The 26,233-nt window shown below is 67.4% G+C and carries 21 protein-coding genes and 1 pseudogene; 19 read left to right on the top strand and 3 right to left on the bottom strand.

Features of this window, described 5'->3' with window-relative positions; all coding sequences use genetic code 11:
• The first annotated feature begins 31 nt into the window (after positions 1-31).
• The 18 genes from AC5WJ1_RS28610 to AC5WJ1_RS28525 all read left to right on the top strand — a co-directional run bounded on the left by AC5WJ1_RS28610 (position 32) and on the right by AC5WJ1_RS28525 (position 17,161).
• A complete protein-coding gene (locus AC5WJ1_RS28610) occupies positions 32-295 on the top strand; it encodes an acyl carrier protein (RefSeq protein ID WP_042880317.1) in 264 nt (87 codons plus the stop codon).
• Positions 295-843: a COG4648 family protein gene (locus AC5WJ1_RS28605; RefSeq protein ID WP_494477314.1), complete on the top strand. Its 549-nt coding sequence runs from the start codon at positions 295-297 to the stop codon at positions 841-843. Before AC5WJ1_RS28610 ends, AC5WJ1_RS28605 begins: the two co-directional genes overlap by 1 nt.
• Positions 836-2,533: an ApeI family dehydratase gene (locus AC5WJ1_RS28600; protein ID WP_494477313.1), complete on the top strand. Its 1,698-nt coding sequence runs from the start codon at positions 836-838 to the stop codon at positions 2,531-2,533. The genes AC5WJ1_RS28605 and AC5WJ1_RS28600 overlap by 8 nt, the downstream gene beginning before the upstream one ends.
• Positions 2,526-3,275 carry a glycosyltransferase family 2 protein gene (locus AC5WJ1_RS28595; RefSeq protein WP_494477312.1) on the top strand — a complete coding sequence of 250 codons (750 nt, stop codon included), beginning with the start codon at positions 2,526-2,528 and terminating at the stop codon, positions 3,273-3,275. Before AC5WJ1_RS28600 ends, AC5WJ1_RS28595 begins: the two co-directional genes overlap by 8 nt.
• Positions 3,272-4,255, top strand: coding sequence for a lysophospholipid acyltransferase family protein (locus AC5WJ1_RS28590; RefSeq protein ID WP_494477311.1), 984 nt, complete (start codon positions 3,272-3,274; stop codon positions 4,253-4,255). The genes AC5WJ1_RS28595 and AC5WJ1_RS28590 overlap by 4 nt, the downstream gene beginning before the upstream one ends.
• A 25-nt stretch (positions 4,256-4,280) precedes the next feature.
• Positions 4,281-4,697 carry an acyl-CoA thioesterase gene (locus AC5WJ1_RS28585; RefSeq protein ID WP_494477310.1) on the top strand — a complete coding sequence of 139 codons (417 nt, stop codon included), beginning with the start codon at positions 4,281-4,283 and terminating at the stop codon, positions 4,695-4,697.
• On the top strand, positions 4,694-5,314 hold the full coding sequence (locus AC5WJ1_RS28580) for an outer membrane lipoprotein carrier protein LolA (protein ID WP_494477309.1): 621 nt from the start codon (positions 4,694-4,696) through the stop codon (positions 5,312-5,314). The genes AC5WJ1_RS28585 and AC5WJ1_RS28580 overlap by 4 nt, the downstream gene beginning before the upstream one ends.
• Positions 5,307-7,706 (top strand): MMPL family transporter, encoded by a 2,400-nt coding sequence (locus tag AC5WJ1_RS28575; RefSeq protein ID WP_494477308.1) that lies wholly within the window; start codon positions 5,307-5,309, stop codon positions 7,704-7,706. Before AC5WJ1_RS28580 ends, AC5WJ1_RS28575 begins: the two co-directional genes overlap by 8 nt.
• 55 nt (positions 7,707-7,761) lie before the next feature.
• Complete coding sequence (locus tag AC5WJ1_RS28570) at positions 7,762-8,991, top strand: NAD(P)/FAD-dependent oxidoreductase (protein ID WP_494477307.1); 1,230 nt, start codon at positions 7,762-7,764, stop codon at positions 8,989-8,991.
• A complete protein-coding gene (locus AC5WJ1_RS28565) occupies positions 8,991-9,575 on the top strand; it encodes a DUF3261 domain-containing protein (RefSeq protein WP_494477306.1) in 585 nt (194 codons plus the stop codon). The genes AC5WJ1_RS28570 and AC5WJ1_RS28565 overlap by 1 nt, the downstream gene beginning before the upstream one ends.
• Entirely contained in the window at positions 9,572-10,759 is a 1,188-nt protein-coding gene (locus tag AC5WJ1_RS28560; protein WP_494477305.1) for a beta-ketoacyl-ACP synthase, read from the top strand. The genes AC5WJ1_RS28565 and AC5WJ1_RS28560 overlap by 4 nt, the downstream gene beginning before the upstream one ends.
• Before the next feature lie 3 nt (positions 10,760-10,762).
• Positions 10,763-11,227 (top strand): hotdog family protein, encoded by a 465-nt coding sequence (locus AC5WJ1_RS28555; protein ID WP_494477304.1) that lies wholly within the window; start codon positions 10,763-10,765, stop codon positions 11,225-11,227.
• Positions 11,224-11,955 carry a 3-oxoacyl-ACP reductase FabG gene (fabG, locus tag AC5WJ1_RS28550; protein ID WP_494477303.1) on the top strand — a complete coding sequence of 244 codons (732 nt, stop codon included), beginning with the start codon at positions 11,224-11,226 and terminating at the stop codon, positions 11,953-11,955. The genes AC5WJ1_RS28555 and fabG overlap by 4 nt, the downstream gene beginning before the upstream one ends.
• A complete protein-coding gene (locus AC5WJ1_RS28545) occupies positions 11,952-13,181 on the top strand; it encodes a beta-ketoacyl-ACP synthase (RefSeq protein WP_494477302.1) in 1,230 nt (409 codons plus the stop codon). Before fabG ends, AC5WJ1_RS28545 begins: the two co-directional genes overlap by 4 nt.
• 68 nt (positions 13,182-13,249) lie before the next feature.
• Positions 13,250-13,672 (top strand): excinuclease ATPase subunit, encoded by a 423-nt coding sequence (locus AC5WJ1_RS28540; protein ID WP_494477301.1) that lies wholly within the window; start codon positions 13,250-13,252, stop codon positions 13,670-13,672.
• Complete coding sequence (locus AC5WJ1_RS28535; RefSeq protein ID WP_494477300.1) at positions 13,672-14,364, top strand: 4'-phosphopantetheinyl transferase family protein; 693 nt, start codon at positions 13,672-13,674, stop codon at positions 14,362-14,364. Before AC5WJ1_RS28540 ends, AC5WJ1_RS28535 begins: the two co-directional genes overlap by 1 nt.
• A 12-nt stretch (positions 14,365-14,376) precedes the next feature.
• On the top strand, positions 14,377-15,924 hold the full coding sequence (locus AC5WJ1_RS28530) for an HAL/PAL/TAL family ammonia-lyase (RefSeq protein ID WP_494477391.1): 1,548 nt from the start codon (positions 14,377-14,379) through the stop codon (positions 15,922-15,924).
• Between the two features lie 19 nt (positions 15,925-15,943).
• Positions 15,944-17,161, top strand: a complete 1,218-nt coding sequence (locus AC5WJ1_RS28525) for a cation:proton antiporter (RefSeq protein ID WP_494477299.1) — start codon at positions 15,944-15,946, stop codon at positions 17,159-17,161.
• Here AC5WJ1_RS28525 and AC5WJ1_RS28520 read toward each other — a convergent pair.
• Positions 17,061-17,774: a substrate binding domain-containing protein gene (locus tag AC5WJ1_RS28520; RefSeq protein WP_494477298.1), complete on the bottom strand. Its 714-nt coding sequence runs from the start codon at positions 17,772-17,774 to the stop codon at positions 17,061-17,063. The genes AC5WJ1_RS28525 and AC5WJ1_RS28520 overlap by 101 nt on opposite strands.
• 469 nt (positions 17,775-18,243) lie before the next feature.
• Here AC5WJ1_RS28520 and AC5WJ1_RS28515 point away from each other — a divergent pair.
• Positions 18,244-18,920, top strand: a pseudogene (locus AC5WJ1_RS28515) (IS6 family transposase).
• Positions 18,921-19,418: 498 nt separating this feature from the next.
• On the opposite strand, the gene AC5WJ1_RS28510 reads toward AC5WJ1_RS28515, so the two are convergent.
• Both AC5WJ1_RS28510 and AC5WJ1_RS28505 read right to left on the bottom strand, forming a co-directional pair.
• Positions 19,419-20,756 carry a GGDEF domain-containing protein gene (locus AC5WJ1_RS28510; protein ID WP_494477390.1) on the bottom strand — a complete coding sequence of 446 codons (1,338 nt, stop codon included), beginning with the start codon at positions 20,754-20,756 and terminating at the stop codon, positions 19,419-19,421.
• Between the two features lie 472 nt (positions 20,757-21,228).
• Positions 21,229-25,650 (bottom strand): autotransporter outer membrane beta-barrel domain-containing protein, encoded by a 4,422-nt coding sequence (locus tag AC5WJ1_RS28505; RefSeq protein ID WP_494477297.1) that lies wholly within the window; start codon positions 25,648-25,650, stop codon positions 21,229-21,231.
• Between the last annotated feature and the right edge of the window lie 583 nt (positions 25,651-26,233).

The following is a 26,233-nucleotide window of genomic DNA, read 5'->3' as shown; positions in this document are numbered from 1 at the left end:
ATCCGATTGTTTCAAGCTGGTAGGCATGACCATGACCCACGACGAAATCTTTGCGCGCGTTTCGGCAGTCCTGCAGGACTCCTTTGAAATCGACGCCGACCGCATCCGTCCGGAAGCCCGGCTTTATGAAGACCTGGACATCGACAGCATCGACGCGGTCGACCTGCTGGTCAAGCTCAAGCCGATGCTGGACAAGCCGCTCAAGCCCGAGCAATTCAAATCCGTGCGCACCATTCAGGACGTGGTGCAGGCGCTGGCGCTGCTGATCGACTCCGATTCCGCTGCGACGGCCTGATGGCGTGGCGCAACTGGAGCCTGGGTGCGCTGACGCTGTGCTACCCGGTGGCGGTCTATGTCGGGCTGCAGTACTGGCCGCCGCGCATGGTGGCATTGCTGCTGGTCGCGCTGACGGTGCTGCGCCTGGCCGCAGTGCGGCACGCCGGCTGGCGCCCGCTGGCGCTTGTCGCGGGCGCGATCGCGCTGGCGGTGCTCGCCTCCGGCGAGGCGATGCCGCTCAAGCTCTACCCGGCACTGGTCAACGCGGTGCTGCTGGCGGTGTTCGGCTGGACCCTGTGGCGTCCGCCCACCGTGGTGGAGCGCCTGGCCCGGCTGCGCGACCCGGACCTGCCGCAGGCCGGCGTGGCCTACACGCGCAGGGTCACCGCTGCGTGGTGCCTGTTCTTCTGCGGCAACGGCTCGATCGCGCTGGCCACCGCCTGGTTTGCCAGCGACCGCGTGTGGGCGCTCTATAACGGCGCCATCGCCTACGTGCTGATCGGGGCGATGTTCGCGGGCGAGTGGCTGGTGCGCCAGCAGGTCATGGCAAGGAGCCGTCATGACTGAGTGGACGGGTATCCGCGGCGCGATGGCGGCGCTGGCTCGTCGCATCGCAGCGCAGCCGGGCGCCGATGCCGACGCCGCCCGCCTGCTGGCCCGCGCGGCCGCATGGCGCGCGGCCTTTGCCGTGGCGCCGGGCGCGCGCTGGGCCATCCATATCGAATCGACGCAGGAATTCGCCGCCGCCCTCTTCGGCGCATGGCATGCGGGCAAGCACGTGGTGCTGCCCGGCGACATGCGCCCGGACACGCTGCAGGCGCTACGCGTGCACACTGACGGCTGGGCCGGCGAACTGCCGGATGGCTTGCAGTCGCGGCAGGACCTCGACGGCGATGCCGGCGATTGGCCGCCGCTGTCGCCCGACGATACTGGCGTCACGCTGTTCACGTCCGGCTCCACCGGCGCGCCCGAGGCCATCCACAAGCGGCTGGCGCAGCTCGATGCGGAAACCGGCGCGCTGCAAGCCGCCTTTGGCGCGCAACTGCCGCCGGACGTTCGGCTGCTGACCACGGTTTCGCACCAGCATATCTACGGCCTGCTGTTCTGTGTGCTGTGGCCGCTGGCAGCCGGCCGCGCGTTGCCGCACGCGCGCCTCGCCTTCCATGAGGAAGTGGTCGCCGCCTGCGACAGTTCGCCGGTGGTGCTGGTCAGCAGCCCGGCGCACCTGCGCCGCATGCCGGAATCGCTGGACTGGTCCGCTGCCCGCGCGGCGGTGTGTGCGGTGTTCTCCTCCGGTGGGCCATTGCCGCCCACGGCGGCGGACGACGCGCTGCGCCATCTCGGGCAATCGCCCATCGAAGTCTTCGGCAGCTCCGAAACCGGCGGCATCGCCTGGCGCCAGCGCGCACGCCAGCAGGACCGCTGGACGGCGCTGCCCGGCGTGGCCTGGCGCCTGCAGGACGGCTTCCTGGCGGTGCGCTCGGCGCACCTGGCCACTGACGACTGGCATGTCTGCGCAGACCGTGCGCTGGCCGACGGCGAACAGGGCCTCGTGCTGGCCGGGCGCGCCGACCGCGTCGCCAAGATCGAAGAGAAGCGCGTGTCGCTGACCCGCATCGAACAGGCGCTGGCGGCATCGCCGCTGGTGCAGGATGCGCGCGTGGTGCTGGTCGACCTGGATGTCGGCACGCGCGTGGCGGCTGCGGTGGTCCTGGCCGAGGCCGGCGCCGCCATGCTGGCCGAGGCTGGCCGGCCCCCGCTGATCGCCGCGTTGAAGGCGACACTGGCCGACACCGTCGATCCGCTCGCGCTGCCGCGTCGCTGGCACCTGGCCACTCAGGCACTGCCTTGCAACGCGCAGGGCAAGACCACTGAGGCGATGCTACGCGACCTGTTCCGTCAGACCTTGCCGCGCGCGGTCTGGAGCGAAGGCAGCGGGAACGCTGCCACGGCCACGCTGGACGTCGGCGAACACCTGGCGATCTTCGACGGGCATTTCCCCGGCACGCCGATCGTGCCCGGCGTGGCGCAGCTTGACTGGGTCATGGCGCTGGCGCCGCAGCGCCTGCCGGTGCCCGCACGCGAGCGTTTCCTGCGGCTGGACGTGCTGAAGTTCCAGGGCGTGATCCGCCCCGGCAGCCAGGTGCGGCTGGACCTGGAATGGCTGCCGGACAAGCTGGCGCTGGCATTCCGCCTGACCTCGGCAGCAGGCCCGCACGCCAGCGGCCGGATCGTCTTCAGGAGCGAGCATGGCTGAGGCCGACTTCCGTCCGGTGGTACTGGTGCCGGTCTACAACCACGAGCGCGCCATCGGCGCCATGGTCGATGCGATCCTGGCGCACCCGGTGCCGTGCCTGCTGGTCGACGACGGCAGCAATGCCGAATGCGCCGTCGTGCTGCGCGAACTCGCGGCGCGCCCGGACGGCCGCGTCACGCTGGTCAGGCTCGAACTGAACCAGGGCAAGGGCGGGGCCGTGATGGCCGGCTTCGAGGCGGCCTGGCGCGCCGGCTACACCCACGCGCTGCAGATCGATGCGGACGGCCAGCACGACGCCGGCTGCATTCCCGCCTTCCTCGACATGGCGCAACGCAACCCGACGGCAATGGTTTGCGGCAATCCGGTCTACGATGCCTCGGTGCCGCGCGCGCGGCTGCTCGGGCGCTACCTGACGCACGTGTGGGTCTGGGTCCATACGCTGTCGTTCGCGGTGCGCGATTCGATGTGCGGGCTGCGCGTCTATCCGCTGGCGGATGTGGTGCCGCTTACGCGCGCGGCGCGCATCGGCCCGCGCATGGAATTCGACATCGAGATCCTGGTACGGCTGGTCTGGCGCGGCGTGCGCATCATCAACATCCCGACGCCGGTGACCTACCCCAGCGACGGCGTCTCGCACTTCCGCATCTTGCGCGACAACCTGCGCATTTCCTGGATGCATACGCGCCTGTTCTTCGGCATGCTGCGCCGCCTGCCGGCGCTGATCGGACGCAAGCTGGCATGAGCATGACCGCACCCGGCGCGGCGCCGGCCACCCCCACTGCCGCGCGCCACTGGAGCCGCATCGGCGAAGCCACCTGCGTGTGGGGAGTCTGGTGCCTGTACGCAATCCATCGCCTGTTCGGCCGCCTGGCCTTCCGCGCGGTGCTGTACCCCGTGGTCACCTATTACTGGCTGACGCACAGCGCCGCACGCCGGGCCTCGCTCGACTACCTGCGCCGCGTACACCGCGTGACCGGGGCGGCCGGCGCCGGGCCCGGCGCACGCAATACGCTACGCCATCTGTATGCGTTCGCCGACACGCTGCTCGACAAGCTGCTGGCGATCGGCGGGCGCTATGCTTTTGGCAACGTCACGCGCGAAGGCGCGGAGGTGATGCTGCGCCAGATCGAAAGCGGCCAGGGCGGCATCATCGTCACCGCCCATATGGGCTGCCTGGAGCTGTGCCGCGTACTGGCGCGCCATCGCCGCGGCCTGCGCCTGACGGTGCTGGTGCACACCGCGCATGCGCAGCGCTTCAACCGTATCCTGTCCCGCATCGATCCCAGCGCGACGCTGCAGCTGTACCAGGTCGAGGAAATCTCGCCGGCCACTGCGCAGGAGCTGGCCGACAAGGTCCGTGCCGGCGAGTTTGTCGCCATTGCCGGCGACCGCGCCCCGGCCCATGGCGGGCGTGCCGTCAGCGTCCCGTTCCTGGGCGCGCCCGCGCGCTTTCCGGTGGGACCGTACGTGCTGGCCGCGCTGATGGACTGCCCCCTGTTCGCGATGGGCTGCATCCGCCACGGCGAGGGTCACCTACTGCGCTTCACTGAACTGGCGCGCCAAGTGCGGCTGCCGCGCGCGAACCGCGTCGAGGCGCTGACCGGCTATGCCACCGCCTATGCCGACTGGCTCGCGCAACTGCTGGTGCTGTCGCCATACGACTGGTTCAACTTCTATGATTTCTGGGCCAACCCGGACAACACGCCCGGGCGCGCGCGCTGAGCCCGCGACCGACCCTCACAGTGCCATGACCCCAGACCTCAGCCACGAGATCACCCTGAGCCCCGCCTTCCACGACCTCGACCCGATGGACGTGGTGTGGCACGGCAACTATGTGCGCTACCTGGAGCAGGCGCGCTGCGCGCTGCTGGCGCGGTTCCAGTACGACTATCCCGCCATGCGCGATTCCGGCTATGCGTGGCCGGTGGTCGACCTGCGCCTGCGCTATGTGCGCCCGCTGGTCTACGGCCAGGCCGTGATCGTGCGCGCCACCATCGTCGAGTGGGAGAACCGGCTCAAGATCGATTACGCGCTGCGCGATGCCGCCACCGGCGAGCGCCTGACCAAGGGCTATTCGGTGCAGGTGGCGGTGGATATGGGCACCGGAGAGATGTGCTACGAATCCCCGCCGGTGCTGTGGGAACGACTGGGGGTGAAGCCATGAAGCGCCGCACCTTGCTGGCCGCCCTCGCGGCACTTGCCTGCCTGCCGGCGTTGCCGGTGCAGTCGGCCGATACGCTCGGCGCCATCGCCGCACGGCTGGTCGATGCCCCGGTGATCCGCGGCCGCTTCGAGCAGAAGCGCCAGCTGGCGGGCTTTACCAATCCGCTGGTCTCGCGCGGCGACTTCTTGCTCGCGCGCGAGCGCGGGCTGGCCTGGGCCACGCGCGAGCCGATCGTGTCGAGCCTCCTGGTAACGCCCACGCAACTGGTGGTGCGCGGCGCCGACGGCCAGGTGCAGCAGCGCCTTGCCGCTGACGAGCAGCCGGCGATGCGCGTGGTCGGTGAATCGATGATCGCGGTGCTGCGCGGCGACCTGTCGGCGTTGTCGAAGCGCTTTGCGCTGGATGCGAAGCTCGCCGGCAAGGACGGCTGGGCGCTGACGCTGACGCCGACCGACAACGGCATCCGGCGCGCCTTTGCCCGCATCGAACTGAGCGGCGACCGCTTCGTGCGCAGCATCCGGCTGGAAGAAGCCGGCGGCGACGCTACTCAGATCCGCCTGATCGAGCCGGTGGCGGCGCCAAAGCTCTCCGCCGCGGAGGCCCAGCGCTTTGAGTGATTCCGCCAACCGCGTTCCGGTCCGCGCCCGCGCCGGCCTGGCGGGCATGGCGCCGCTGGCTCGCGTGCTGGCGTTCGCCTGGCTGCTGGCCGTGCTGGCGCTGGCCTTGCACCAGGCCAGCTTCTGGCGCAGCGCGCGCATCGACACCGACGTGATGGCGCTGCTGCCCGGCAGCGAGCGCACCGCCACCGCCGACCGCGTGCTGCGCCAGCTGGCCGACGGGGTCTCGCGCGAGATCATCGTGCTGGTCGGCGCGCCCGACTGGCAGCAGGCAAAGACGGCCGCGCAGCGCTTCGGCCAGGCCACCGGCGCGCACCCCGAGCTGCTGCGCCCGGTCGACAAGATCGCAGCCTTCGATTTCGACGCCGCACTGGCCTTCTACCGCCCCTGGCGCGACCACCTGCTGACCGACGCGCAGCGCGCCACGCTCGGCCGCGCCGATGCCGACACGCTGGCGCAGCAGGCGCTGGGGCGGCTTTACCAGTTCTCGGCCGGCACCAGCCTGTCGGGCTGGTCCGCCGATCCGCTCGGGCTGTGGCAGGGCTGGTGGCTGTCGCGCGCCGACCTGACCCGCGTGCGCGAGCGCGACGGGCTGGCGGCGTTCTCGGCCGAAGGCATGCACTGGGTGCTGCTGACCTATCGCATCAGCAAGCCCGCGTTCTCGGTCAGCGGCGATACCGACTACGGCGACCTGCTGGCCAATGCCGATGCCAGCGCGCGCCAGGGGCAAGACGCGGTGCATGTGGTGATGGCCGGCATCCCGCTGCACGCCGAGGCGGCCGCAGCGCAGGCCAGCTTCGAGATGAACGTGATCGGGCTGGGCTCGCTGGCGGCGGTGCTGCTGCTGGTGTGGCTGGCCTTCCGCTCGCTGCGCCCGATCGTTCTGGTGGCGCTGTCGCTGTTGATCGGCACCGCCGCGGCGATCTCCGTGACCGGCGCCGTGTTCGAGCGCGTCCACCTGATCACTCTGGTGTTCGGCGCCAGCCTGGTCGGCGTGGCCGAGGACTACGGCATCCACTACTTCGTGACCCGTCAGGCCGATGGCCGGCGCACACCGGCGGGCGTGATGCGCCGGCTGCTGCCGGGCATGACGCTGGCGCTGTCGACCAGCGTGGTCGCTTACCTGGCGCTGGGCATCGCGCCGTTCCCGGGGCTGCGGCAGATGGCGCTGTTCTCGGCAGTCGGCCTGGTCGCTGCGTTCCTGACTGTGGTGATCTGGTTCCCGCTGCTGGACCGCGGCAGCCTGCGGCCGACGCGGCTGTCGGCGTGGCTGGCCGACAGCCTGGCACGCTGGCCGCGCGCCCGTGCCGATCGCCGCACGTTGCTGCTGGCTGCGGTGCTGGCCGCCTTCATCGTGCCGGGCTTGCTGCAGGTGAAGGTCGTGGACGACGTGCGCCAGTTGCAAAGCTCGCCCCCCGCGCTGATCGAAGCACAGCGCACTGCCGGCCGCCTGCTCGGCAGCCCGAGCCCGGCGCAATTCCTGCTGGTGCGCGGCGCTTCCGCCGACCAGGTGCTGCAGCGCGAAGAAGCCGCCAAGACGGCGCTCGCTGGCATCATGGCGGACGGCGGCATCGACGGCTTTGTCGCGCTGTCCGACTGGGTGCCCTCCGCGGCACGCCAGCGTGCCGACGCGGCGCTGGCATCGAAGCTGGAGGCGCAGGTGCGCGAGCGCATTGCGCACGTGACCGGCACGGCCGCCAGCCACGCTGCCGGCACGGAGATGGCCGGACCGGACGAAGTGCTGACCTTGCCGGTGTGGCTGGCCCATCCGGTCTCGGAAGCTTTGCGCCACCTGTGGGTGGGCCGCGAAGGCAAGGACGGAAATTACGCCAGCGTGATGCTGCTGCGGGGCCTGGACGACCCGAAAACCATGCCCAAGGTGCAGGTCGCCGTGGCCGGCGTGGCCGGCGTGGAATGGGTCGACCGGGTGGCGGACCTGTCCGGCTTGCTGCACCATTACCGCGTGCTGATGAGCTGGCTGCTGCTGGCCGGCGCCGCCGCGGTCTCGGTGCTGCTGGCGTGGCGTTACGGCCGCGCCGCCTGGCGCGCACTGTTGCCGACCCTGCTGGCGGCGCTGTTCAGCGTGGCGCTGCTAGGCTGGCTGCACGTGCCGCTGCAGCTGTTCCCGGTGCTGGCGCTCGCGCTGCTGCTGGGCGTCGGCGTCGACTACGGCATCTTCCTGCTGGAGCATCCCGGCGATGGCGTATCGTGGACGGCGATCGTGCTGGGCGCGGCGAGTACGCTACTCGCCTTCGGCCTGCTGGCGCTGTCGTCCACGCCTGCGCTGCATGCGTTCGGCGTCACCATGCTGGCCGGCGTCGGCGCGGTGTGGGTGCTGTCACCATGGTTCCGGCCGCTGGCGCAGCAAGGAAATTCGCATGGCGGGCACTGAGCCACGTGCCTGTGCCCGTCATCTCGCAGTCCCTGAGTATTGAGAGTTGAAGCTTATGAAAACGGAAACCACGGATGTCGTCATCATCGGCGCGGGGCCCGCGGGCTCGGTCGCGGCCGGCTTGCTGCGCAAGCATGGGATTCCGGTGCTGGTGATCGAGAAGGAGACCTTCCCGCGCTTTTCCATCGGCGAAAGCCTGCTGCCGCAGAGCATGGCCTACATCGAAGAGGCCGGCATGCTGCGCGCGGTGGTGGAAGCGGGCTTCCAGTACAAGAACGGCGCCGCCTTCTCGCGCGGCGACCAGCAGACCGCCTTCGACTTCCGCGAGAAATTCTCGCCCGGCTGGGGCACCACCTACCAGGTACAGCGCGCACGCTTTGACGACGTGCTGATCCGCGAAGCGGCGCGCCAGGGTGCCGAGGTGCGCTTCTCGCACCTGGTCGAGGACGTCGACGTCAGCGGCACGCAGCCGGTGGTGACCGTGCGTGCGCCGGACGGCAGCCGGTACATGGTGCGCGCGAAGTTCCTGCTCGATGCCTCCGGCTTTGGCCGCATCCTGCCGCGCCTGCTGCAGCTGGAATCGCCGTCCGGCTTCCCGGTGCGCAGCGCGCTCTTCACCCACGTGGAAGACCGCATCGCGCCGGGCGCCTTCGACCGCAACAAGATCCTGATCAGCGTGCATCCGCAACACCCGGACGTCTGGTACTGGACCATCCCGTTCTCGGACGGCCGCTGCTCGCAGGGCGTGGTTGCCGAGAAAGCATTCCTGGACCGCTACACCGGCACCGAGACCGAACGGCTGCGGGCGCTGGTGGCCGAGGAACCCGGCCTGGCGAAGCTGCTTGGCAATGCGCAGTGGGACACCCCCGCGCGCCAGATCGCCGGCTATTCGGCCAATGTGAAGTCACTGTGGGGCAACGGCTATGCGCTGCTTGGCAATGCCGGGGAGTTCCTGGACCCGGTGTTCTCGTCCGGCGTGACCATCGCCTTCAAGTCGGCCAGCCTGGCGGCGCAATGCCTGGTGCGCCAGCTTGCCGGCGACACCGTGGACTGGGAGAAGGACTTCGCCCAGCCGCTCAAGGCCGGCGTGGACTGCTTCCGCGTCTTTGTCGAAGCCTGGTACGAAGGCCGCTTCCAGAAGCTGATCTTCCATCCCGACGCCACCCCGGAGATCCGCGGCATGATCTCCGCGATCCTGGCCGGCTACGCGTGGGACCGCAACAACCCCTTCGTGGCCGAGCCGCGCCGCCGGCTGGCGGTGCTGGAAAAGTTCTGCAACGTCTGATGCGCCGTCTTAGCTTGTCCGCGCTGGCGTTGTCCACTGCCCTGGCAGTGGGCTGTGCATCGCCGGGTGCCGCTCCTGAACGCGCCGCTCCGCAGGCCGGCGCCACGGCGCTGCTGCGCCTGCCGCCGGCATCGCTGCAGCGCGAGCTGAAGCTGCAGCAGCACATCACCGTCGAATTCCAGATGCAGGGCCGCACCCAGCGCCGCGAGCTGATGGCGCTGCTGGAAGCCGATGGCGCGCACACGCGGCTCGCTGCCGTGGCCGGGGGGCAGGTGCTGGCGCGGCTGGACTGGGATGGCATGAAGCTGCAGGTATCGCGCTCGCCATGGGCGCCCGCGGAACTGCAACCAGAGCGCATCCTGAGCGACCTGCAGTTGTCGCTGTGGCCCGCCGATGCGATCCGTGCCGCGTTGCCCGCCGGATGGAGCTTCGACGCGACGCCCGCCTTGCGCCAGCTGCGTCAGGGCACCGAAACCGTTGCCGAGATCCGCTTTCCGAATGCGGCCACCACGCTGTTCGTGCAATACCGCGACGGCTACCGGCTGACGATCCGCAACCTGCCAGCGCAAGGCGGTGCGGCATGACGGCGTTCCTTAACACAGTGGGCCTTCGCTGCGCGCTCGGGCGCGGGCAGGACGCGGTGCGTCAAGCCATGTGGCAGGCGGACGCGCCCATGGCCGGTGAAGTCACCGACCGCTACAGCCCCGGCCGCCAGTTGCTGCTCGGCACGGTGAGCGACCTTGCCGACGATGCCGCGCCGGCGCATACCGAGCCGCGCCATCGCAGCCGCAACAACGCCATGCTGCTCGACGCACTGGCGCAGGTGCGGCCGGCGGTGGATGACGCGCTTGCGCGCGTCGGTCCCGCGCGCGTAGCGGTGGTGATGGGCACCAGCACCTCGGGCATCCGCGAAGGCGAGCTGGCGGTGCAGGGCCTGGTCCGGGACGGCGCATTGCCGCAGCACTACCACTACGGCCAGCAGGAGCTGGGCTCCCCGGCAAGCTTCCTCGCCGCAATGCTGGGAACGAAGGGGCCTGCGTACACCGTTTCGACCGCATGCTCGTCGAGCGCCAAGGCGCTTGCCGCCGGCGCACGGCTGCTGCGCCACGGGCTGGCTGACGTGGTTCTTGCCGGTGGCGTCGACACGCTGTGCGCATTTACCGTAGCCGGCTTTTCCGCCCTCGAATCGGTCAGCGCGACGCGCTGCAATCCGCTGTCGGCCAACCGCAACGGCATCAACCTTGGCGAGGGCGCCGCGCTGTTCCTGATGTCGCGCGAAGCCGGGCCGGTGCGCCTGGCCGGCTGGGGCGAATCGTCCGACGCCTACCACGTCTCCGCGCCCGACCCGAAAGGCAAGGGCGCGCGCTTGGCCATGCAGCAGGCGCTGACGCGTGCGGGCATCGGCGCCGGTGCCATCGACTACGTGAACCTGCACGGCACCGCCACGCCCGCCAACGACGTGATGGAAGCGCATGCCGTCGCCGACGTGCTCGGCCATGAGGTACCCGTCAGTTCCACCAAACCGCTGACCGGCCACACGCTCGGCGCGGCCGGCGCGATCGAAGCGGCACTGATGTGGCTCACCCTGAGGGGCAATCCGCACGGCCGGCTGCCGCCGCACTGGTGGGACGGCGCCGCTGATGCCGCGCTGCCGCCGCTGCACGTCGCCGGCCCAGGCAGCACGCTCGGACACGCGCCCCGCTACGTGATGAGCCATTCGTTCGCCTTTGGCGGCAGCAACTGCGTATTGGTGCTGGGGGAGGGATAACGCATGCAAGATTTGCCAGCTCTGCTGCCCGTCGCCGAAGTGGTGCCCCATGGTGGCGCCATGCTGCTGCTCGACGCGCTGGTGTATGCCGACGACAACGGTTGCACCGCGCGTGCGACGGTGCGGCCCGGGCAGCTCTTCGTCGATCCCGCTGGCATGCCCGGCTGGGTCGGCATCGAATACATGGCGCAGGCCATCGCCGCGTGGGCGGGCGTGCGCGACCGGCGCGCGGGACGCCCGCCAGGCATCGGCTTCCTGCTGGGTTCGCGCCGCTATGAATGCGACGTACCGGCCTTTCCGGTCAGCAGCGAACTCACGATCAGCGTGCGGGCGGAGCTGACCGGCGACAACGGCCTGGGCCAGTTCGCCTGCCGGCTGGCGCTGGATGGCCGCGAGGTCGCGCGCGCCAATGTCTCCGTCTTCCAGCCTGCGGATGCGCAGGCCTTTCTGCAAGGACAACAGGTATGACCAATCCGACCGTGCTGGTCACGGGCTCGTCCCGCGGCATCGGCCGCGCCATCGCCCTGCGGCTTGCCCGCGACGGCTATGACGTGGTGGTGCACTGCCGCGCCAGCCGCGATGAGGCCGACTCCGTCGCCGACGCGGTGCGCGCCTGCGGCCGCAAGTCCCGTGTGCTGTGCTTCGACGTGGCGCGGCGCGAGGAAGCCGCCGCCGCGCTGCTGGCCGACATCGCCGCGCACGAGTGCTACTACGGCGTGGTGTGCAACGCGGGCCTGGCGCGCGACGCGGCCTTCCCGGCCATGAGCGGCGCCGAGTGGGACGAGGTGATCCACACCAACCTCGACGCCTTCTACAACGTGCTCAACCCGGTCGTGATGCCGATGGTGCAGCGGCGCCAGCCGGGCCGCATCGTCTCACTGTCGTCGGTGTCGGGGCTGGTGGGCAACCGCGGCCAGGCCAACTACAGCGCGGCCAAGGCCGGCATCATCGGCGCCACCAAGGCGCTGGCGATCGAGCTGGCCAAGCGTTCGATCACCGTCAACTGCGTCGCGCCCGGCCTGATCGACACCGACATGGTCGAGCAACACGTGCGTGATGAAGCGCTGCGTATAATCCCGGCGCGCCGCCTGGGCACGCCGGATGAGGTAGCCGCCACGGTGGCCTTCCTGATGTCGCCCGACGCGGGCTATATCACGCGCCAGGTGATCTCGGTCAATGGAGGCATGTTCGGATGAAGCGCGTCGTCGTCACCGGAACCGGCGCAGTCTGCGCGCTGGGCAATGACTGGGCCACGGTGCGCAGCACCCTGGAATCCGGCCGCAGCGCGGTCGTGCGCATGCCGGACTGGGAAGATATCAAGGGCCTGAACACGCTGCTGGGCGCGCCCGTGCCACCGATGGTGCTGCCAGCGCACTACACGCGCAAGCTGACGCGCTCGATGGGCAAGGTGGCGTTGATGTCGGTGCTAGCAAGCGAAGCGGCGCTGGAGGACGCGGGCCTCGCGGGCGACCCGCTGCTGGCCAGCGGCAAGCTCGGCATCGCCTACGGCTCGTCCACCGGCACGCCCGAGGCGGTCGCTGACTTTGGCCGCATGCGCAGCGAGCGCACCACAGAGGATATCAGCGCGACCACCTATATTCGCATGATGCCACACACCACGGCGGTCAATATCGGCGTGTTCTTCGGCATTACAGGCCGGATCGTGACCACGTCCAGCGCCTGCACCTCCGGCAGCCAGGGCATCGGCTACGCCTATGAAGCAATCTGCTCTGGCCGCCAGGTCGCGATGCTCGCGGGCGGCGCGGAAGAGCTCGACGCCACCGAGGCGGCGGTCTTCGACACCCTCTTTGCCACCAGCACCTGCAACGACACCCCGCAGGCCACGCCGCGCCCGTTCGATAGCGCGCGCGATGGCCTGGTGCTAGGCGAAGGCGCGGGCACGCTGGTGCTCGAAGAACTCGAGCACGCGCAGGCGCGCGGCGCGCGCATCCTGGCGGAAATCGTCGGCTTCGGTACCAACAGCGACGGTGCACACGTGACGCAGCCCAAGGCCGAGACCATGGCCGTGGCAATGCGATTGGCATTGGAAGACGCGGGCCTTGAGCCCGGCCGCATCGGCTACGTCAACGCGCATGGCACCGCCACGGACCACGGCGATATTGCCGAATCGCACGCCACACACACGGTGTTCGGCCCCGACATGCCGGTCAGCTCGCTCAAGAGCTACATGGGCCATACACTGGGTGCCTGCGGCGCGCTGGAAGCCTGGATGACTATCGAAATGATGCGCGACGGCTGGTTCGCGCCCACGCTGAACCTGAGCACGCCCGATCCGCGTTGCGCGCCCCTCGACTACATCATGGACACGCCGCGCCAGCTCGACGCGGACTATGTGATGAGCAACAACTTCGCTTTTGGAGGGATCAACACCTCGCTGGTGTTCCGCCGTTGGGAAGACTGAAGTCCTTTCTAGATTGCCAACCAAGAATAAGGAAGATCTATGCAATCCGCTCTCTCTCTGTCGTTGCCATGACCCTGTGCGCCAGCGCTCTGCTGTCGGCGCCGGCGCACGCGCGCGACACCAAGTACATGCCGCCGATGCAGGAAGTGCTTGACATGCCCGAGGCCAAGGAAAAGCTCGACGATTCCTTCCGCTTCTACTTGTCCGGCCAGAAGACGTCCAAGGTGCTGCAGCGCATGGATTCGGGCGTCTCCAACCGCAAAACCAACGGCGTGGGCAAGAGCGATGAGGACGGCTGCCGCTGGGCCGCGCTGTCAGCGCTGATCGCGCTGCAGGAAACGGCCAAGTCGCAGGGCGCCAATGCGGTGATCGACATCGTTGGCGACTACAAGAAGAACGAGGTCGCCAGCCTGACCGCCTACGAATGCCACGCCGGCGCCGTGGTGGTGGGTGTCGCGCTCAAGGGCACCTACGCCAAGGTGGCGCAGTAATGACGACCTGGCTGCGCCTTGGGTGCGTGACCGAGCTTGCCGCGCAGGCACCCGAGACGCATTCGTGGATGACTGAAGGCGAACTTGCACGGCTGGCGGCGATGCAATCGGCGCGGCGGCGCGGACAATTCGTCGCCGGCCGCTGGCTCGCGCGCACGCTGTTGGCCGAAGCCTTTGGTGGCGTGTGGCAGGCCTGGACGCTGACGGGCGGCGCCGATGCGCCGCCGGCGGCTTCCGGGCCTGTTCCTGCGAGCCTGTCGATTTCGCACAGCGGTGACCTCGTTGCCTGCGCCGTGAGCGCGGCTACGCTCGGGCTCGATCTCGAACCGTGCCGCGCACGCAAGGAACTGGACTCGCTCTATGGCGCGATCACTACCGACGTCGAGCGCGCCACGCTGGCCAGCCACACGGCCGCTCCCGCGGACACCGTGCACAGTTTTGCGCACGCGTGGACGCTGAAGGAGGCGGCACTGAAGCGCCACGGTGGTGGCCTGTTTGCAACCATGCTGGGCCATGCCCTCGGTATCGCGGCCGCATCCGGCGCGCAGGACGCAAACGCCTGCACGTGGCTGCACGACGGTCATGTGCTCGCGCTCTGTGCTGACGACCTGCGCACAGTGACCGCGCCCGGGATGCCCTTTCCCCGCTACTGGCGGCTCGTGCCATCCGGCACTGCGCCGCAGCAAAGATGAATGCCTGAACCGATGTCTGAATACCTTGCCTCGGATGCCGCCCATACCGCCACATCGGTGGTCTTTGACGGCACGCCCCTCAGCCTCGAAGCGGTGACCGCACTGGCGCACCGCCGCGCTGGCGCCGTGCTGTCCGATGCGCCGGCCTTCCGCGCCCGCATCACGCGCGGCATGGCTTTCCTGGACCGGCTGCTGCAGGAGGATGGCCGCGTCTACGGCGTCACCACGGGCTATGGCGACTCGTGCGAGACCACGGTCCCGGTCGCACGCGCCTACGAGCTGCCAGTGCACCTGTACACCTTCCATGGCTGCGGGCTGGGCCGAGTGCTCAATGCCGACGAGACCCGCGCCGTGCTCGCCGCCCGGCTGGCCTCGCTGTGCCAGGGCTATTCGGCGGTCAGCCCCGCGCTGCTGGAGCAGCTGGCCGCGTTCCTCGCCCATGACGTGCTGCCGTGTATTCCCGCCGAGGGATCGGTCGGTGCCAGCGGCGACCTGACGCCGCTGTCGTATGTCGCGGCGACGCTGTGTGGCGAGCGCGAAGTGGTGTACCAGGGCCGGCGCCAGCCCGCTGGCCAAGCACTCGCCGCGATCGGGCGTGAACCACTGCGCCTGCGTCCCAAGGAAGCGCTGGCGATCATGAACGGCACTGCGGTGATGACAGGGCTCGCTTGCCTCGCATGGCAGCGCGCCGCCAACCTCGCGCGGCTTGCCGCCACGCTGACCGCCGCAGCGGTGGCGGCGGTGGACGGCAATCCCTACCACTACGACGCGGCGCTGTTCGATGCCAAGCCGCACCCCGGCCAGAAACGCGCCGCGCAGCGCATCCGCCATCTGCTCGGCGACACGCAGGCGCCGCGCAACGCCAACCGGCTGCAGGACCGCTATTCGCTGCGCTGCGCGCCACATGTGATCGGCGTGCTCGAAGACGCGCTCGACTGGTCGCGGCGCTGGATCGAGACTGAGCTGAACAGCGCCAACGACAACCCGCTGGTCGAGCCGGACGAAGAGCGCCTGCTGCACGGGGGCCACTTCTACGGGGGGCATATCGCCTTCGCCATGGACGCGCTCAAGACCGCCGTCGCCAGCGTCGCCGACCTGATGGACCGCCAGCTCGCCACGCTGGTCGACCCGCGCTATAACAACGGGCTGCCGGCCAACCTGTCGGGCGCCACCGGTGCCGACGCGCCGCTGAACCATGGCCTGAAGGCGGTGCAGATCGGCGCTTCGGCATGGACCGCCGAGGCGCTCAAGCACACCATGCCGGCCACCGCGTTCTCGCGCTCGACCGAATGCCACAACCAGGACAAGGTCAGCATGGGCACCATCGCCAGCCGCGACTGCCTGCGCGTGCTGGAACTCACAGAGCAGGTGGCGGCGGCGATGCTGGTCGCCGTGCGCCAGGGCATCGCGCTGCGGCTGCGCACCGGCTACACGCTGCCGCAGCCGCTGCGGCCGCTGGCTGTGCGGCTGGAAACGGAAATCCCGCTGGTCGTGCAGGACCGCGCGCTCGAACCCGAGCTGCGCCGCCTGCTGCAGGAAGTGCGGGAGGCGAAATGGTAAGCAACAGGAGAGCCGCGCAATGAACGCTGTCAACATCTTCTTCCTGCAGGCGATGCTGGTTGTTGCACTCCCCTACCTGCTGTGGCGCGGCGCCGGCCTGCAGTCGGTGTTCCCGCTGGTCGGCGTGCAAGTGCTGGCCGGCATCCTGCTGGGCCCATCGGTGTTCGGGCAGCTGGCCCCGCAAGGCTGGGCCGCGCTGTTCGGCCCCGACCACCTGCCGATGCTGTCCGGGCTGCAGTGGCTAGCGGTGACGCTGTTCTGCTTTCTGACCGGCCTGCACCTGCGCGAGGGCGGCGTGCCCGCGCAATGGCGCGCCACCTTCCAGATCTCGCTGGGCAGCATCGCTGTGCCGTTCGGACTCGGTGCCGTGGCGGGGTGGTGGATGTTCAGCGCCGGCTGGCCGGTTGCCGGTGAGCGGGCCGACCCCTACTGGTTTGCCTGTGCCATCGGCATTAGCACCGCCGTCACGGCGCTGCCGGTACTTGGCGCGGTGTTGCGCGAGATGCGCCTGACCGGCACAAGCATCGGCCAGCTCGCCCTGCGCTGCGCGGCGGTGAACGATGGCTGGGTGTGGCTGTTCCTGACGCTGTTGCTGCTGCAGCAAGGCGGCCAGGATGGCGCCGGCGCGCTCGCCGTCGCCGCGCGCGCCGGTGCCTACCTGGCATTGATGTTCGGCGTCGTACGGCCCGCGCTGGCCTGGCTGCTGCGCCATCGCGCACCGGAGACCGAGCTGTTGCTGGCGATCGCGTTGTTTCTGGTGCTGGCGTCGGCATTCCTTGGCGAGCTGGCTGGCCTGCACCATGTGATGGGCGGCTTCGTCGCCGGACTGGTGTGGCCCTCGCAAGCGGCGCAGCGCGTGCGCCAGCAACTGGAGCCGATGACGGTGGTGGTGCTGCTACCGTTCTTCTTCCTTGCCGCCGGGCTGCGCACCGAGATCACGCTGCAGGAGCCGATGGCGCTGTGGATCGCGGCGCTCTCGCTGGCGGTGGCCATTGCCGGCAAGATGGCCGGCGTCGCGCTTCCCGCGCTGCGCGCGGGCATGGGCTGGCACGAATCGCTGGCACTGGGTGCCCTGCTGCAGACCAAGGGGCTGGTCGAGCTGGTCGTGCTGACAGTGCTGCTGGACGCGCGCATCATCAGCACGACGGCCTTTTCCGGGCTGTTGCTGATGGCACTGGCCAGTACGCTGCTGGCGCGGCCGCTGACACTGTTGGTGGCGCGGGGGCAGTTGCACTGACCGCCCCCGCCGCGCGCTTCACACAGCCGTGAAGCCCGGCAAGCTGCGATCTCCGCCCCAAGGTAGTCGAGCAACACCCGCACCCGTGCTGGCTGGTAGCGCCGCGACGGATACACCAGGAAGGCATCCTGCGTCGGGCCGCTCCAGCGCGGCAGCACGCGCGCAGCGCGTCGCTGTCGAGCAGGTCCTGCACCAGCCAGGCCGGCGTCAAGCCGAAGCCGGTGCCGGCTAGAAAGCTCTTGCGCATCGCCACCGAGTTGTTGACGCGGTAGCGGCACGGCGTGCTGACCAGCGCCTGGCCGCCGGGGCCGTCGAGCACGATATCGTCGCCGGCGGCCAGCCAGCTAAAGCGCAGGATCTGGTGGCGGGCCAGGTCGACGGGCTGGCAGATGCGCGGATGTTGTGCCAGGTAGTCGGGAGAGGCCACCAGCATCCGCGGCGACACCGCGATCCGTCGCGCGATCACATTGGGCGGCAGCGTCGCGCCGAGCGGCACCGCGACATCGACGCGCTCCTCCACTAGGTCGATGAAACGGTCGTCGAACAGCAACTCTACCTCCACCTCCGGATAACGCTGCTGGAACTGCAGCACCAGCGCATTGTGCCGCAGCACGCCGAAGCTGGCCTGCGCTGATGCGCACGCGGCCGGCGGGTCGCTCGGACAGGCCGCGTGCGTCGCTGACCGCTAGAAGCGCCGGCCAGCCTCGGCGGCGGCATCTACTTGCAGAAGCTGAAACGGTTACGCGGGACGCTCACGAGCGGGCTATCCCCCGCGGTTAGAGCAACGATTGATGAACTCCGCGAGCAGGCCCGATATGTCCGCCGGTCGCTCCAGGCTCGGTAAGTGCGCGGCCCCGGTCAACTCATGACACGATCCGTTCAACATCATAGTTGCAACTTGACGGGATCGCTCTTGAATGTGGGGAAAGTCGAGGTCTCCCCAAATCACAAGCGCTGGCACCGATATCTCGCCCAAACGAGGGAAGGCGGGCTCGACATCAAGGCTCGCTCCGCTGGCTCTGTCGCAATAAGCCTCCGGTAGAATGGGCCGGTGTCGATTTCAGCAAGTGTTGGCAGCGGTCATGAACTTGGAAGTTGCGAAGGTATTGAAGCGTCTGCACTACCCGCTGGAGGTGATGCTGACCTGCGTGCGGTGGTATGTGGCCTAACCGCTGAGCCTGCGTCATCTCGAGCAAATGATGGCTGAGCGTGGCATCTCGGTTGACCATTCGACCGTGCACCGCTGGGCGCTGAAATTGCTGCCGGCGCTAAACAGGATCTTTCGCCGCTCCAAGCGCCCAGTGGGGAAAAGCTGGCGCATGGACGAGACCTACATCCTGGTACGCGGCCAGTGGAAGTATCTGTACCGGGCGGTCGACAAGGCGGGCAATACCATCGACTTCATGCTGCGCGCTCAGCGTGACAAGGCCGCAGCACGAACGGTTTTTCGAAAAGGCCATCGCGCAGCACGGCCAGCCTGACACGGTAACCGTCGACGGCAGCTCGGCCAACCTGGCGGTGCTGCACGACCTCAACGCCGAACGGGGAACGCCCATCGCCATTCGCCAGGTCAAGTACCTGAACAACGTCGTCGAGCAAGACCATCGGGCGATCAAGCGCATCACCCGACCGATGCTCGGGTTTAAAGCCTTTCGCTGCGCGCATCGAGTTGATGCATATGATCGCCAAGGAGCAGATGCAGCGTCCCGGTGGGGCCGCTGCGTCCGCTGCACAGCAATTCTATTCCCTCGCAACATAAGCCAGCATCAATGCCGGCTTCTTGCCGGCTGGTCTTTCTTACTGCGACAAAACCAGCTGACTCGTCCTGCAGATTGGCAGGCGTAGCGCGGCGACCGCAATCGACTCGGACGCCTACTGGCTTTGGCCTTGAACTCGGGGCTGTGCCTACGTCGACGTCGTGCAGGCGCGATCCCTTCGATAGTGCCGAACATATCGAACTGTTCCTGAAGGGCGTCCCCTCCAAGGCCTGTGCACCGGCACAAGACAATCCGCCGGTTCAGCAGAAACTCGCCGCCTGACTGCCGGCCACGATCGCCCCCGTACACCACAATTGACCGCTGAATGACCGACGGATCCGCCAGGGCGGTCTGTACGTCGCGGCCGACGCGATCCATTATCGCGGCCGACGTGCCCGCGGGGGCGAAAAAAGCCCGTCCAGGGCAGGACAGCACCCTCGCCATTCCTCTCTTCCATGGTAGATGTCCATCTTGTTCTAGGCGGACACCATCATCCCTGCTCACCGATTACCTTGATAGGGCGTCAATGAAGGACTGCTTACTTGGTTGCGACCGGCAGTCTTGGCCGCATACAACGCATCATCTGCTGCCTCCACTAGGCTCTGCGGTGATGCTCCGTCCCGCGGCCACACGCTAGCGACGCCGATGCTCACTGTCACGTGTGGTGCCACGACTGATTCCGCATGCACAATCGCCAGCTCAGCGACGGCGTCGCACAGGCGCCGCGCGACCTGTGTCGCTGCGTCGGTATCGGGCAACAAAATCGCGAATTCTTCTCCACCGTAGCGGGCCACCAAATCGCCGCCACGGTACATATTTTCGACCAGGCATGTTGCCACTGCCTTCAGACATCGATCGCCTTGCGGGTGGCCATACTGATCGTTGTAGGCCTTAAAGAAATCGACATCGATCATGAGTAGCGACAGGGGTTCGCCAGCGCGCGCGCATCGGCTCCACTCATCGCGCAAGCCCGCTTCGAAGGCACGCCGATTGCCCACTCCCGTGAGCGGATCAGTTGCTGCTAACCGGTTGAGCTCTGCCAATGCGACAACCAGGCGCGAATGCAGGACGCTGTTCTCAAGGAGCAGCAGCATTAGAACGAAACTTGCTGCCGACAACCCATAAATGCGCCCCATGTAGAAGCCAAGGTCATAACGGCCGGCATTAAACACGGCGCTGAGCGCCACATCGCACGCCCACACGCAGAGTACGACCATCAGCCATACGTCGATGGTCGAATGCGGTCGGCCGCGCCACAAGACGACCAGGGCAACCAGACTCACGCCCCACGTCAACCCGGTGACTATCGCCATCGTCGGTGTGTAGTGGTGTGCCACCATGATGGCTGGTAACCAGTTTGCGCCCACCGTAGCCAATGCGATGAATCCTGCAGCCACGGAAAACACAATGCCCACCATCCAGAGCACCGCAGACACCGTCAGGGGAGCACCTTCGGGGTCATCGGGCAAGCGCCGCTTGAGCCATACATAGCCCATCACGAAAACCGGAAAGCCCGCATGCCAGAACATGTAGATCCAGGCAGTGCTCTGCGGCCCTGAACCAAGCAGGCCACTGGGCGCGAAGAGCCCTGGGAACGACAACAGGTGCCCGCTTGCAGTCGTGGCCGTAAACAGGTAGCCGCCAGCCAGCATCAGCAAGGCGCGTGAGCGCGTGATGACGCATTGTCCAAATAGCAGAACAGCGGTGATCAAGTCATTGGCGATGAGTACCGACTCGTAAATCGGAATGAAAGCCGGCAATTGCACCAGCGGCACCGATGCAAAAGGCGCAATGACCACAAAGAACAACAACGACGACAGCACAACAACTCTGGCCATCCGGTATGTCCTGTGTCCCGGAACCTGACCCGACAGGAACTCTGACGGCGTCTCAATACTAGCCAGCGCCAAGATTCTCTCCATCTACAGTGGTAGCTGCATCAGTCATAGCGCTCCTGCGTCGCTCCGTCGTTAGGATAGGCCTGCAATCAGCGCATTGAAACGATGTGCCTGAGGCACGTCACCAATTGGAATCACTGTCAACGTGCCCGTGGCATATCGCTAGACAAGCTCACGATCTAGCAGGCTGCTGAAGTACTCCCCGCACAAACTGCATGCTTTCCGCCTGCTGCAGGTGTGCACCGCTTGATTTCACAATTCGGAAGCTACGCGCCCCCGAATCGAGTTTTTCGGCTATTGGACGCCTATTTCCGGCTCTACTTGCTCGCTTACCGCAACTGCGGGCGGATTTGTCCCAGGGTGCTCTTCTGAATCGCGGGACTGGGCGACCTCGTTTGATTGCAAATTGCTCTTACCAAGCGTACTTGAGCCCCACTTGCGCCTTGCCAGCCGTATATTCGTGCGCGCCAACCTCAAAGCCCACCGCGCCCCACACCCTGACGGCCTTGCTCACGTTACCCTGCAGGCCGATCTTTCCCTCTAGCCGATTCGCCGGCAACCCGTCTGTCACTGCGGCCCCATCAAATGCAATGCTCTGCGACGCGGGGCCATGCCACCAGTTCAACTCCGCGAACGGTAGCATCTGCCCTCGGCCAATCGCCTCGTCCTTCACGCTGCCATATAGCCGCATGCCAACGCGCGTGGTCACACTCGTTCCCGATTGTCCCGAAACCACCGTGCCGTTTTGCTCCGTGTGCGTATTTGCTTGGTAGCTAGACAAAATGACCTGCGCTTGCGGCTGCAGGAAAACGCATGCGTTCTCACTTTGGTAAATCTGGAACGAGTACCCGCCCTCAAGAGAAGCCGCCAGGTTGCTCGACTTGTAGCTCTCCGTGGGCAATCCCTGGCCGCTCACCTTGTTGTTGAACGTGCCGTACATTACCCAGCTATCCACGTAGGGCCCGATCAGAATGTCATGGCTGCCGTACCACGTCGCATACACGCCCGCGTTATATCCGTCGACCGTACCACGCGAACTCGGGCCCTCTTTGCTGGCGTGACTGTTGTCTGATCCATAGGCACCCATCACACCAACGCGCACGCGGCCTTCACCCCCATCGCTCGCACGGAGCACATCTGCGCCCGCGCGCACGATGTAGCTCGTATCCGACATGTCCAGCCCGCCCACGCCGCTCCGGGAGGCGGCTTTGCCAGCCACACTCACCCAGGCACCTGCATCGTCTGTCGCGCCCTGCCCTGCCTCGACCAACCCGGATGCCTGCCCCGAACGCTCGTGCAGCGAATGAAACTGCATCGTCTGCGCAAACAGGCGATTGCTCAGGTAGGAGCCTACCTCCGGGCGGATCTGGGAGGTCAGGTACCAGTCATTGGCCACGCCGTCCACACCACCCCGCTTCAGGCTGTAGAGGTATTGCCCCGACGCAATCATGTCGAAGCCGGAGCGGTAGCCATCCGAGGTCGACGACAGCCTGAACGCGTTCGCATCCGTGGTGCCGCCATTGGCCGTTTGCACAACCCGAATGCCCTGGCCTGTCTGTGCGCCATTACCTCCCGCATGCTTGATGACGAGTGCCGTATTGCCCGAGGCATTGCCGCTGTCGATCACCAGCTTGTCGGTGGCGGAGTTGTCACCGCCCATGACCGTGTTCAGCACTACAGTTCCGGCGTTACCCACGTAGCCATTCTTGACCACCAGTTGATTACCCACGCTCGCGCCCGCCAGGTTCACCGTGCCGCTGTTGACCAGCCCATTGGCCAGCGTCAGCGTGCCGGCGGCGGCTGACGTCGACACGCCAGTCGTACCTTCGGCGGCCGGCGTCAACGCTCCATCGCCTGGCAGCGCGTTAAGTGCGCTGACTGTGCCGGCATTCAGAACCTGTCCGCTCACCGTACCCAGGCCCGCCAAGGTTGCGCCTTGCCTTACTGTCAACGTACCGGCGCCTTGCGCCCCTAGCGTGACACCCGCCTTGGCCGCATCGCCCACAATCAGCGTGCCGGCCTGCACGTCGGTTTTGCCGCTGTAGGTGAGCGCATCGCCCACTGTCAGCTTGCCGGTGCCCTGCTTGATCAGGTCACCGGCACCTGACACCGCGTTGACCAGCCTCCAGTCCGTGTTTGTGTTCACCACCAGTCGGCCGTTATCCGCAATCGCAGCCGACCCCAGGTTTTGCTGCGTGCCCGCTGTCAGCGTCGTGCCGCTGTCGATATTGAAGGTGCCCGAGAACCCGCTGTTGTCGCCCGCCGCCCTCACGTTCGCACCATTGAGCAGGTGCACCGCACCCGCTCCGCTCACGTTGTTGGCCAGCGAACCGGCCGCACCATTGAGCGCCAGCGTGCCGTTGTCCGCGATGGCGCCGCTGCCAAGACCCGCCGCATCATGCAGCTGCACCGTGGCACCCGAGGCGATGGCCGTGTTGGCCGTGAGCCCCGCATTGGCACCCTGCACGTCCAGCAGACCACCGTTCACGTTCAACTGGCCGGCCCCCGTCAGGCTGCCCGCCGACGTGCCCCCGTTGGCGATGTTCAGCGTGCCGCCATGCACGTTCAGGGTCGAACTCGATTGGCCGTCCAGTTGCTGAATCCCCTGGGTGGTACCGTTCAGGTTTGCCGTCGCCGCATTGGCGATGTGCAGCGTGCTCGTTTTGCCCAACGCGTGGTCCACATCCGTGCGCAGCGTCCCCGACTGCACGGTCGTGTCGCCCGTGTAGTCGTTGGTGGTGTTCGACAGCGACACCACACCCACCCCCGCATCAATTGCCAGGCTGCCCAAGCCGGTGAGCTTGGCCGACAGATCGGCTGCGGCACCGCTTGCCCCCGTATTCTCGGCCAGCGTCAGCGTCTGGTTCTGCTGCAGATCCAGTTGCTTGAGGCCATAGTTGACGTACAGGCCATCGCCCGGCGCCGTGGTCAGGCCATAGTCATAGGTCGCCGTGGCCACCGTGTTGCCGCCCTGCGCGACGTCGACCACCTTTGCCGCCGAGATCGCGGCGCCATTCTGATCCACCAGTGTCAGTGCACCGCCTGTGCCGGTCGTGCTCTGGGCATTCACCAGCTTGACCCCGACGTTGGCGTCATCCTGCTGCTGCAGGTTCAGTGCGTTCGGTGTGTTCTGCGGGCTGGGCGTGTAGGGCTGCGGCACCGTGATGCCAACCTTGCCCGCGCCCCGGGCATCCAGCATGTTGGCCGTGATCGTGCTTGCGGACTGTGTCGCTTCCGGCGCGTTGGCATCGAACACCACGGTGCCGCCATTGAAGGTCAGGCCCCCGATCGTCTGGTTGCCGTCGGCCACCGTGGTCGTGCTGCCCGTATCCGCGCGCAGCGTCGCGTTGGTCAACGTGGTGGTGTTCACCCCGCCCAGGCTGAAGGCCGTGTTCTGCATCGCCAAGGTACCGGCAAAGCCCGAACCCGGTCTAGACGCAAAGTTGAACGCGTTGCCTCCCGTGTTGACCGTCAGCAGGCCATTGCCGCTGAGCTGGTTGGCCAGCGTGCCGGCACTGGCCTGGTTGATATTGAGCGTCCCAAGGTTGTTGATGACCCCCGAGCCAAGGCTCGTGATCGAGGCGGTCAGATTGCCGCCGCTCTGGATGGACCAGGGCACCACCGCAGTGGCGGGGGTTCCGGTCGCAGTCCAGTTGCCCGTACTGGCCACCGTATAGCTCGTGAAACCAAAAAACTTTGACGTGTCGAAGGTGGATGCGCTGGTGGTACCCAGAACCAGGCTGTCGCCCCCATTGGTCGCACCGCTAGTGCTGACGATATTACCGGTGAAACTGTAGCCGGCTTGGAGCGTCAGCTTATTGCCACCGCCGCTTAACTCAACCGCGTTCGCCTGGGCTCCGCTGCCCGATTTCCCACCATTCACGCTGCCGCTGGTCGTGATATTCGAGTTACCCGTGCTGACGATGCCGACGCCGCCCGCACCGGGTGTTGTCGCTTTCGCCCCCCCATTGCCGCCGCTGATCGCGCCTGTGTTGGCCAATGTGAAACTGGCGCCCCTAACACCCGCGCCACCATTTCCGCCCAATAGGCTCGGGCCAGGCGCAAGATAGGGCCCTGCTCCCCCTGACCCGCCTTTGATGGTTCCGGCATTGACGATGCTGGAACCGGCCGTTCCCGCGCTGACACCGTCTCCGCCCGAACCACCGTTGCCGCTAGGCGCTATCGTTACATTCGTCCCACCACCGCCCGCCCCCCCGTTGCCGCCGCTACCGCCCGTAATGGTGGCCCCACTGTTATTGCGCAGCGTGAATCGATCGCCACTGCTTGCAACGCCAACACCCGCCCCCCCCGAGCCGCCGTTGCCGCCAATGGCACCAACACCGGAAACCCGAGGATTGATGGCCTGACCGCCACCGCCGCCGCCGCCACCAGCAATGCTGCCGTTGTTGGTCAGGTCGGAACCATTGCCGCTGGTAACGCCATTGCCGCCAGCACCGCCGGCGCCGCCAGCGCCGCCCACAGTCGAACCCTTCAGGCCCGCACTGCCTCCGGTGCCTGCGGCGCCTCCTAGGCCGCTCGAGGCACCTGCGCCGAGGCCGCCATTGCCGCCATTGCCGCCCTTGATGACCGCGCCAATGCCATTGATCAGAGTGAAGGCGCCGTCACCGGTCGAAGAGCCGACACCTGTACCGCCAGCGCCGCCCATACCACCTGCCCCCCCTAGACCGCCATTCCCGCCATTCCCGCCATTCCCGCCGGTACCGCCAGCGCCACCGTTACCACCGTTACCACTAAGGCCACCATTGCCACCGCCGCCACCGGTGCCAGCGCTGATCGTCCCGGTATTGTTGAGAACGAAACTGGTGTCGCCCAAAATGCCATTCCCGCCAGCGCCGCCAGCCGAGCCGTTTGCCGCGTTGCCGCCATTGCCGCCATTCCCGCCAACGGCGCCAGCGCCGCCATTACCGGCATTGCCGCCAACACCACCAGCGCCACCAACGCCACCAACGCCACCGCTGATCGTCCCGGTATTGTTTACATTGAAGTTCGTACCGCCAACAGCGCCGTTAGCGCCAGCGCCGCCAGCGCCACTGGCACTCCCTGCTCCGCCCGCCCCCCCCCGGTGCCCCGGCGCTGCTATTGCTTGCACCCGCCCCACCGTTGCCACCTTTGCCACCGGCTCCACCGGCTCCACCGCTGGTAGTGCTGCTATTGGTCCAAGTAACGTTATCGCCAGCAATAACACCCGTGCCGCCCGCGCCGCCAGAGGTGCCAGATGATGGGGCGGGGCCTCCGTTGGCGCCGGTTCCTGCGACGGGGGAAGTTCCGATCCCGCCATTCAAGCCGGCGGTTCCGGCTGCCCCCGTACACGCGCTCGCGCTAGACATGGTAGTGGTTGAATCCGACGGAAGGTTACAGGCCGTCGCCATGACGCGCTGGGAGGTTGCTGCAAACCC

Source organism: Cupriavidus sp. MEYA8, assembly GCF_059278825.1.
The sequence above is the reverse complement of the archived record's forward strand: the minus strand, read 5'-3'. Positions and strand labels throughout refer to the sequence as shown.

Coding starts and splice junctions, on each gene's coding strand:
- AC5WJ1_RS28535 (WP_494477300.1), top strand. CDS start 13,672: ATGACGACCTGGCTGCGCCTTGGGTGCGTGACCGAGCTTGCCGCGCAG.
- AC5WJ1_RS28610 (WP_042880317.1), top strand. CDS start 32: ATGACCCACGACGAAATCTTTGCGCGCGTTTCGGCAGTCCTGCAGGAC.
- AC5WJ1_RS28530 (WP_494477391.1), top strand. CDS start 14,377: ATGTCTGAATACCTTGCCTCGGATGCCGCCCATACCGCCACATCGGTG.
- AC5WJ1_RS28585 (WP_494477310.1), top strand. CDS start 4,281: ATGACCCCAGACCTCAGCCACGAGATCACCCTGAGCCCCGCCTTCCAC.
- fabG (WP_494477303.1), top strand. CDS start 11,224: ATGACCAATCCGACCGTGCTGGTCACGGGCTCGTCCCGCGGCATCGGC.
- AC5WJ1_RS28540 (WP_494477301.1), top strand. CDS start 13,250: ATGACCCTGTGCGCCAGCGCTCTGCTGTCGGCGCCGGCGCACGCGCGC.
- AC5WJ1_RS28525 (WP_494477299.1), top strand. CDS start 15,944: ATGAACGCTGTCAACATCTTCTTCCTGCAGGCGATGCTGGTTGTTGCA.
- AC5WJ1_RS28570 (WP_494477307.1), top strand. CDS start 7,762: ATGAAAACGGAAACCACGGATGTCGTCATCATCGGCGCGGGGCCCGCG.
- AC5WJ1_RS28580 (WP_494477309.1), top strand. CDS start 4,694: ATGAAGCGCCGCACCTTGCTGGCCGCCCTCGCGGCACTTGCCTGCCTG.
- AC5WJ1_RS28595 (WP_494477312.1), top strand. CDS start 2,526: ATGGCTGAGGCCGACTTCCGTCCGGTGGTACTGGTGCCGGTCTACAAC.
- AC5WJ1_RS28545 (WP_494477302.1), top strand. CDS start 11,952: ATGAAGCGCGTCGTCGTCACCGGAACCGGCGCAGTCTGCGCGCTGGGC.
- AC5WJ1_RS28565 (WP_494477306.1), top strand. CDS start 8,991: ATGCGCCGTCTTAGCTTGTCCGCGCTGGCGTTGTCCACTGCCCTGGCA.
- AC5WJ1_RS28510 (WP_494477390.1), bottom strand. CDS start 20,756: ATGGCCAGAGTTGTTGTGCTGTCGTCGTTGTTGTTCTTTGTGGTCATT.
- AC5WJ1_RS28560 (WP_494477305.1), top strand. CDS start 9,572: ATGACGGCGTTCCTTAACACAGTGGGCCTTCGCTGCGCGCTCGGGCGC.
- AC5WJ1_RS28600 (WP_494477313.1), top strand. CDS start 836: ATGACTGAGTGGACGGGTATCCGCGGCGCGATGGCGGCGCTGGCTCGT.
- AC5WJ1_RS28605 (WP_494477314.1), top strand. CDS start 295: ATGGCGTGGCGCAACTGGAGCCTGGGTGCGCTGACGCTGTGCTACCCG.
- AC5WJ1_RS28555 (WP_494477304.1), top strand. CDS start 10,763: ATGCAAGATTTGCCAGCTCTGCTGCCCGTCGCCGAAGTGGTGCCCCAT.
- AC5WJ1_RS28590 (WP_494477311.1), top strand. CDS start 3,272: ATGAGCATGACCGCACCCGGCGCGGCGCCGGCCACCCCCACTGCCGCG.